Source organism: Vibrio sp. 10N.261.52.A1 (genome assembly GCF_002876325.1).
Classification (GTDB): Bacteria; Pseudomonadota; Gammaproteobacteria; order Enterobacterales; family Vibrionaceae; genus Vibrio; species Vibrio chagasii.
In genome coordinates, this window is sequence record NZ_MCYD01000890.1 from 1 (window position 1) to 8898 (window position 8898).

Here is an 8898-nt window from a genome sequence, read left to right on the forward strand (position 1 = left end):
GTGAGGCCTTTTTTTATTTTGTGCGAAGCTGCGGATTCAGCGAGCTGGAAAGTGTTATTTGAATTGGTTAAGAACGTTTCACTTTCTTAGACATGTAATCAGGATCAAAAAGCTCGGGCCAGTACATCTTCACGTAACCGCCAGCGACCCAAATGACTAGGATGGTTGCGATGGTAAGTTCGAAGAAACCAAATTTATGTAACCAGTACCACTGTGGATACTCGGCACCGAAAAAGGTAGTTAAACGATGCATAGCGATAGCACTGATTACTGATGGAAAGGTGACCGCTGCAATGGAAGGTTGGAACTTGAGTCGCATGAGCCTTACATAGCATAAGTAGATCAGCAACGTCATGGTAATAGCAATACCCGCTAAAGCGCCTGTCAGAATTGGGTCGGGGTGGTCGAAATTAACCAAGTAAGCGGCAAGCGACAAATTCACCGGAGCCGCCATGATTGCTAGTGTCGGTCTTGCTCTACGAGGGAGGTTCCCTTCAAACACCAAGCGGTAAAGCACCACAGGCAGCAAGAAGAAGTAGATACCGATACAAGTGGCTGCGAGCGTTTCTGAAAACACTGTGTGTCCAAATTGGGTGCCCGCCAGCGAACTACTGATCAACCCCACAGGATATAGGAACCAGCTTGGAACGATATTAGACATCTTGAAATTGATGATCTGGAAACCGAAGAACAACACCATCATCGAAAAATGAAGTAATAGGGCACAGAACCAGATCGGGTAGGCGATTATCGGTGATATTTCGGCTAAATAGTCACATAGGATCAATAGTGCCATGCTCATTGGCGCCATTAAGCTTCCACTAAGCGGGTGACGAATATCATTGATGAAGGTATTAAAACTTGTCAGGTAACGAAGTAAAACAGGTAACAGAAGCAGCGCACCAAGTGAAGCGAGGTAGGGGCGAATAACCTCACCTATGCCTGGTATATATAAAGCCCAAGCTTGTCCTAGACCTATAACACCAAGTGCTAAAGATGCCTGAGATGGCGGCACGTTTTTTACTTGGGTCAACCTTCTCCAGTTCAACGACTTGCTCCAACTTAGTGACTTATAAAACAATGGTTAACAATAAAGCTTTTGCTCTATTTAATGCGTGCAGTTGTGCCATCAATAGCTGTTGAGGGCGCTCAACTAATTTTGAGTGGATGATAGCAACTTTAACGTTTGCTTTTTTGACTTTGATACGGAATCGGGACATTAAGCACGTTGAATGTGTGCTTTTGTTCTATGAGTCATTTGTCATTAACGAACTTCCTCTTGTTGAGGGAGGTCTTGTTGTCTCAACTTCTCATTTTTCAGCGTGCGGTTCAGTAGTTGGCTGTAGATTGGTTGGCCACCTAGCATTTGCGCAAAGATAACGGCGCCAAGGCAGGTAATGATCAAAGGTAAGATCAGGTAATAGTTATTGGTCATTTCGATAACCAGTAATATACCTGTAATCGGTGCACGCACAGTCGCAGCGAACAGTGCGCCCATACCTGCAATCGCAAACATACCTGGTTCTATATTTAACTCAGGGAAGAATGCCGCCGCGATAAGCCCAAATGCATAACCAAAGAGTGTACCTAGTGCTAGCATAGGAGCGAAAATACCACCCGGTGCACCAGAGCCGAAACAGAGTAAAGTGGTAAGCACACGTCCTAGGAAAATAAGCAGCAATATGTTGGTGCTGTAATTACCGTTGGTGACATTTGGGATAATACCGATACCACCGCCAGTCAATTCTGGGATGTAGAGAAGCAATAAACCAAAGCAACCACCGAGTAATGTACCTGTTATTAAGTAACGTTTGCGGTCGTTTTTGTGTATTGCGACAAACATGTCTTGTGAAAGGGTGATCAGTTTATTGAAAATGACCCCAAACATTCCGAACAGTACGCCTAACAACAAGAATAACCAAAGTGCACTCAGTTCAGGCTGTTGATATTGAGGCATGGTAATGACAGCCGACTGCCCGTTGATAGAACGAAATACAATGTTGGCTGAGACGGCAGAAATGATAACGGCTTTGATAGAAATGAGGGAGTAGCGGAACTGTGGTCGCATCTCTTCAACAACGAACATGATCCCAGCCAACGGCGCATTGAATGCGGCTGCTAAACCACCAGCTGCGCCAGAGGCAAGCAGTGAGTGTCGACTGTCATCGTCTTTTACACGGAAGATGTCAGTGACCATACGACCAATGCTACCACCCATTTGCACGGTTGGTCCTTCACGACCTAACACCATACCTGAACCTAATGCGCCCATACCGCCAAAGAACTTCACAGGTAGAACTCGCCACCAACGAACCGGACGCATCCCGTCCATCGCTCCTTCAATCTCAGGGATACCGGATCCTGCGGCTTCTGGGGCAAAGCGGTGCACGAGAAAATAGCCGATGAAAGCAAAGGCTGCACTGATAAGAAACGCAGATAACCAAAGTGGTAGATGATTGCCCAGCTCATCTTTCAGCCAGTCGGTACGTGTTTCTGTTATGAAATGCACTGCAACTTCGAAGTAGGTACCAACAACACCCGCAAGGATACCAACAAGGCAAGAAAGGATGAGAACTGAAACGGGAGCTTTGTCTCTAGAAAGAAATTGGTTAATAGCACCCCTTGGCATTTTTGCTAAAAGGGACTGCTTAAATTTCTCTCTATTGGTCATTGAAGTTTGGTTCCTGAGTTGATGCGGCGGGGCTTAAGTAAATTATACGCCTACTCTGCTTATCCTATAGCAACAAAGATGCAAAGTTGAATTTCATTTATGAAAGGAGTGTATTACATAAATAGTTTGTATAAAGAATATAGTGGAATCACCGTCACAATTTTGATCGAATCTACAGCGCTAACTTGAATTACTACCAAAATGAACCATAGTTAAATCGTAAAGCAACATAACGAGCCGCAAGGAGACATGAGGTTTTACACACAATTTGGATGGATTCAAAAATACAAAGTTTTAGTTCCTCGTTAAATGTTCAGGTCGATATTTAAGACTTCCTGATTCGCGAACTCACGATTGAGTAACGAGGGTGAGGCGTACTCTTGAAGTACGCCTTTAGTTTGTTTGGAGCATCCAAAATCACTTCTCTTTCTCTAGCGCCAGATCTTCGAATGCATACACCATCTTCTCTTCTCACTTTCCCATGGCATAAGGCTTATTTTCAATCTATCAATCTAAGTATAAACAAGCGATTGGGGTCAACTTTTCGGTGATTGAGTATATACTCCCTTAAAAAGGAGAACTGATATGACCAAAAAAGTTCCTACGAACATAATTACGGGTTTCTTAGGTGTTGGTAAGACGACTGCTATCTTGAACCTATTGAAAAATAAACCTGAGAATGAAAACTGGGCTGTTCTGGTTAATGAGTTCGGTGAGATTGGTATTGATGGTGCATTGATGACAGATCAAGGCGCATTGATTAAAGAGGTGCAGGGTGGCTGCATGTGTTGTACTGCTGGCGTACCGATGTCGGTGGGCATTAATGCGTTGCTTCGTCAAAAGCCGGACCGTTTACTGATTGAGCCAACAGGCCTAGGGCATCCAAAGCAGGTTATTGCTACCCTAACTTCAGAACAATACACACCATACGTTGATCTTAAAGCAACGCTAGGTTTGGTAGATCCGCGTAACTTATCCAACGAAAAGTACACCTCTAATCAGAACTTTAATGATCAGTTAGACAGTGCTGATGTGATTCTTGGTACCAAAGTTGACCTTGTTAACTCTGAAGACATCGATGTATTTAACGATTGGGTCACGGATCAAACGCCAGCGAAAGTGTTCCATAAGTTGATTCACGATGGTGAAGTGCCTCTAGAAGTGTTGGACATTGAGCGTGTGTACGGTAGTGCGTCAACTCATCTTGAATCACACCATCATGATCACGCTGAACAAGAACCTCAATTTGAACTTCCTCCGGGCGAAGCGTTCATCCGTAAGGAAAACAAAGGGCAGGGTTACTACAGTTGTGGTTGGCTATTTGGCGCAGAGTATAAATTCGATTTCGATGCACTATTCTCAATGCTGTCTGATTTAACGGCTGAGCGCGTTAAAGCGGTGGTTAACACCGACCAAGGTTGCTTTGCTTTCAACGTTGCGAATCAAGTTGTGTCAGTCAATGAAATCACACTCGATGGCTTTGAATCACGACTTGAAGTTATCGACTCACAGCTTATGCCTTGGGGCGATTTAGAGCAGATCTTGCTCAAGCTGTGTGGCATCAAATAGGGTTTATTTTCTGTTTGAGCCTAATAATTGGGTGTTTGCTTCGCGGTTCGCGTGGTAAACACCAGATTAAGTGAGAAAATTTGCGTTATATCACGATAAATGTGAGATAAATCACTCTAATTACTTTATAGTGCTCGGCTGAAATAAGAATGTAGGCTGTCTGCTTAAGGAACTCGTAACAATGTCATTTTCCTCTCAAGGTTTTGCTCCTGAATTAGTCAAAGCGCTGACTGAGTGCGGTTATGAAAAACTCACTCCAATTCAACAAAAAGCAATTCCAATGGCTCGTAAAGGCCATGATATTTTTGCTACTGCTCAAACCGGTACAGGTAAAACAGCGGCATTCTCATTGCCTGTTATCCAGCATCTACTGAACAGTGGTAAAAAAGCATCTCGAGGAACGGCTCGCGGCCTTATTCTAGCTCCAACTCGTGAGCTAGCAGCGCAGATTGCTCAAAACATTAAAGACTACGTTAAATACACCGAACTAAGCGTTTCTGCGGTTTACGGTGGCAACAAGATGTCTTCACAGGTTCGTCAATTAGAACTGGGTGTTGATATTCTGGTTGCGACGCCAGGCCGTTTAGAAGAGCATTTAGAAGCGGGTAACGTGTCTATTGCTAACCTAGAATTCCTAGTATTTGATGAAGCTGACCGTATCTTAGATATGGGCTTTATCAATGCGGTTCGCAAGATCATGTTGGATGTAGAAACTTCTCCACAAATCATGATGTTCTCTGCGACCACATCAACACAGTTAAACCAATTGTCGGTTGATATCTTACGTAAGCCAAAACGTATCAGTGTTGAGCGTGAAAACTCAACGGCTGCAACGGTAGGTCACGTCGTTTACCCTGTGGATCAAGAGCGTAAAACAGAGCTACTGTCTGAGCTTATTGGCCGTAAAAACTGGCGCCAAGTGCTAGTATTTGTGAACTACAAAGAAACCGCAAACGAAGTGGTAAAAGAGCTTAAACTAGACGGCATTAAAGCAGTACTGTGCCACGGTGATAAAGCGCAAAGTGCTCGTCGTCGTGCTCTAGATGACTTTAAAGAAGGTAAAGCCCGTGTAATGGTTGCAACCGATGTTGCGGCTCGTGGTCTTGATATTGAAGACTTACCACACGTGATTAACTACGACATGCCTTTCTTAGCAGAAGATTATGTTCACCGTATCGGCCGCACTGGTCGTGCAGGTAAGCAAGGTCATGCTGTCTCTTTCGTTAACCGCGAAGAAGAGTTAACTGTGGTTCAGGTTGAGAAACTGATTCAACAACGTATTCGTCGTGTTGAGCAACCTGGTTACGAACCTAAGAAGCGTGATGCTTACATCGAGAAGCTAAACACGAAAGCGGCATACAAAAACCGCCAAGGTCGTAAGAATAACGCGAACGATGCACCACAAGACCAAGCAAGTGCAGAACGTCGTCTAGCTATGATGAAGCGAATTAAAAACCGTCGTAAGTAAAATTACGGTTGGTTATGAAAAAGAGCCACTGTATTGTGGCTCTTTTGCGTTTTTGGGCGCGGTGTTATTTATAAATACAGTTGTTCTACATAAATGCTTATTCTGGCGTTTGTGATCATCGATTTTTTAATCTCCCAATTTTCAGTGAACTGTTTCTCTATGGGGAAACAGTGAGTTTCAAGCAGTAACAAGGCAGTAAGGTAATAATATGGATAGCGCGCTACTTTTGGCTTTCATCCCCACGTTTTTCTTTGTTTCAATCACCCCGGGCATGTGCATGACTTTGGCTTTAACGCTGGGTATGAGTATTGGCTATAAGCGTACATTATGGATGATGATTGGTGAGCTAGCTGGGGTCGCTGTAGTTTCGGTTGCAGCAGTGTTAGGCATTGCCTCTATTATGCTGAATTACCCATGGCTATTTACTGGGTTTAAGTTTGTTGGCGCAGCTTATTTGTTCTACTTAGGTGTTCAGATGTGGCGCTCGAGAGGTAAGCTGGCCATTAGTACCGACATTCAAAACACCAAAGTGAATAATGATTGGGATTTGGTGGTTCAAGGCTTTGTTACTGCGATTGCAAACCCGAAAGGCTGGGCGTTTATGATTTCTCTACTGCCTCCTTTTATCAACAGCAGTAAAGACTTAGCACCGCAGTTGTTCATTCTCGTGTCGATTATTCTTGTTTCTGAGTTTGTTTGTATGACTCTGTACGCGACAGGCGGTAAGAGCCTTAAGCACATGCTCGGTAAGGCTGATAACGTGAAGTTGATGAATCGTATTGCTGGCACATTAATGATGGGTGTTGGTGTGTGGTTGTTTGTGAGTTAATTCTACTGCAACGACAACGAGCAGAGAGATTCTACTACTCAATCGCTCCACCTTTTCGAGGATGACGAGAGCTTGGGGGGATGATGAGTTTTGAGGCTCGGATTCTTACGTAAATCGAAGATTGAACACAATAGAAAAGAGCGATAGGGCATTTGGCCTTATCGCTCTTTTTGTATTACCTAGATAACTAACGCTGCATTGTGTTGTTTGCTAAACCGCGATCTCACCACCGTCTTCACGGCGAATCACGACAGTAGATGCTCGTGGACGGACGTTACCTTGAGTTTGAGCCGTTGCATCGTCTGATGATGGCCAGTTCGCAGGGTGTTGAATGTTCACAAACAATGATTTGAAGTCTGGGCTGATGGTAAAGCCAGTCACTTCACAACCGTTTGGACCCACGAAGAAACGCTTTAGCTGTGCTTGATTGTTTGCATCAATTACCGCGTTGTTGCCTTGGTCATCCGTTAACTGAGATGGAACTACTGCCAGCATTTGGTCATTGGTATAGCCTGTTACTTCGTCTGCACCGTTATCCGTTTGAATCCATAGGATGCCACGCGCATCAAACGCTAGGCCATCAGGGCTCGCGAATTGGTTCATGTCTGTTAGACCTGATCGGTTGATAGACTTATCTTCCACAGCAGGAGAGCCGAATACAAAGATATCCCAATCGAATTCGCCAGCCGTTTTACCTTCATCCCAACGGATAACATGACCAAACTTATTGTTTACACGAGGGTTCGCTGAGTTAGCCTCTTTACGCTTGTTGTTGTTTGTTAGCGTTAGGTAAGCCGTACCTGTCATTGGGTCAACAGAGCACCATTCAGGGCGATCCATTGGTGTTGCACCTACAAGGTCGGCAGCGCCTGCTGTATTGACGATAAGTGCTGCTTGTGAATCAAACGTATCACCTAGCTTGCCACCGTTTGTTGTTTTGCTGCTTAGTGTTAATGGCAACCATGTACCTGAACCATCGTCGTTGAACTTAGCTACGTAAAGCGTGCCTTTGTCCATGTACTTGTCACCTGCACTAAGGCGGTTGCTTGGCTCAGCGTCACGTGGGGCCCATTTCGCTTCAGAAACAAATTTGTATAGGTATTCGAAGCGAGAGTCGTGACCAGAGTAGAATACGATTGGCTCGCCTTCGGTTAACTTACCAAACGTACAACCCTCATGACGGAAGCAACCCAGAGCGGTGCGCTTCTTCGCTCGTGAGTTTGCTGTGTATGGGTCGATCTCAACAATGTAGCCGTGACCGTGTGCTTCGTTACGGTAATCGTCCATTGGAGAATCAGCTGTTGGAGTTACATCAAAGCGTGCAAACTCATCTAAACGCTCTTGTTTGTCACCAGAAAGCGTGTCCCAACCGTAACGTGTTTTATCTGTCGCGATACCGATACGCTCTTGAGCAGGTGTAGTTGTCCCTTTATTGACGAAGTAACCCGGCCAGTTTTCTTCACAAGTGAGGTAAGTGCCCCAAGGTGTGTAGCCGTTACCACAGTTGTTCAATGTACCACGAGCTTGGCTGCCGTCTTGTGAGAATTTCGTTTTGGTAAACTCACTGTGAGCGACAGGGCCAGATAGGTCCATTACAGTGGCGCCAGTATAGCGGCGGTTAAGTGGGTCGTTATCGACCATTACCCACTGGTTGCCCTCAAGCTTAACGCGAACAACACTCACGCCGTGCGCATTGATCTCTTTGCGTACTTCATCAATGTTAGGGCGAGCGCCTTCATTGTATGTCGGGCCATTAGCGTGAAGTGCTTTTTGGTCAATGTATTCGTGGTTGATCACCAACAAACCATCATTGCTGTTGCCATCCAACGGGAAGAAGTGCATGCCATCGTGGTGCATTCCCAGTGCGTTAGCTTGGTCTTGTGCATTGTTGGTGCCGTCTTTTAGCCAAGGATTGCCTTGCTTATTGAGTGGAGTACCCCAAGGAACTAATACTTGTGCAGTGTATCCTTTAGGCACAACCACGCTGTCTGTTAATGAGCCTTTAACGGATTCAAATGCTAGCGTCGCAGTACTTTTTTGTGCGCCTGTAGCTTGCATAGTTGCCGCGTTAGCTGTGCTGTGACCACCTAAACCGAATGCACCAAAGGCGGTCATTGCACTGATGCCTAAGCCGCCTTTTAATACGTTTCTTCTTGAAAGGTTTGCTTCTAGAACCTCTTCGAAGGGTTTGTTGTTACTCTTGTTAAAACGAGTGCTATCAAATGTTTCCTTGCTCATCGCAACTGCTTCCTATTGGTTGACTTTATTATTTGTTATTTATGACTTACAAAATTACTAACTAATTGGTTAATAACTTGGGTAAATTTGTGACCAATCGTGAAGCAGTTAAGTGACAGATTT

6 protein-coding genes are annotated in these 8898 nt (G+C 44.7%); 3 read left to right on the forward strand and 3 right to left on the reverse strand.

The features are described 5' to 3' along the window. Positions 1 to 67: 67 nt before the first annotated feature. Together BCT81_RS19220 and clcA are read right to left on the reverse strand one after the other, a co-directional pair. Positions 68 to 1015 carry a TDT family transporter gene (locus BCT81_RS19220; RefSeq protein ID WP_008219328.1) on the reverse strand — a complete coding sequence of 316 codons (948 nt, stop codon included), beginning with the start codon at positions 1013 to 1015 and terminating at the stop codon, positions 68 to 70. 249 nt (positions 1016 to 1264) lie between these two features. After that, positions 1265 to 2671: a H(+)/Cl(-) exchange transporter ClcA gene (clcA, locus tag BCT81_RS19225; RefSeq protein ID WP_032498410.1), complete on the reverse strand. Its 1407-nt coding sequence runs from the start codon at positions 2669 to 2671 to the stop codon at positions 1265 to 1267. 585 nt (positions 2672 to 3256) lie between these two features. Between clcA and BCT81_RS19230 the strand changes: the two genes are divergently transcribed. The 3 genes from BCT81_RS19230 (at position 3257) to BCT81_RS19240 (ending at position 6537) form a co-directional block, all read left to right on the forward strand. After that, positions 3257 to 4240, forward strand: coding sequence for a GTP-binding protein (locus BCT81_RS19230; protein ID WP_102425492.1), 984 nt, complete (start codon positions 3257 to 3259; stop codon positions 4238 to 4240). A 181-nt stretch (positions 4241 to 4421) separates the two neighbouring features. After that, positions 4422 to 5708, forward strand: a complete 1287-nt coding sequence (locus tag BCT81_RS19235) for a DEAD/DEAH box helicase (protein WP_004740103.1) — start codon at positions 4422 to 4424, stop codon at positions 5706 to 5708. A gap of 208 nt (positions 5709 to 5916) precedes the next feature. Further along, positions 5917 to 6537 (forward strand): LysE family translocator, encoded by a 621-nt coding sequence (locus BCT81_RS19240; protein ID WP_102425493.1) that lies wholly within the window; start codon positions 5917 to 5919, stop codon positions 6535 to 6537. A gap of 210 nt (positions 6538 to 6747) precedes the next feature. On the opposite strand, the gene BCT81_RS19245 is transcribed toward BCT81_RS19240, so the two are convergent. Continuing rightward, positions 6748 to 8775: a PhoX family phosphatase gene (locus BCT81_RS19245; RefSeq protein ID WP_102425494.1), complete on the reverse strand. Its 2028-nt coding sequence runs from the start codon at positions 8773 to 8775 to the stop codon at positions 6748 to 6750. Between the last annotated feature and the right edge of the window lie 123 nt (positions 8776 to 8898).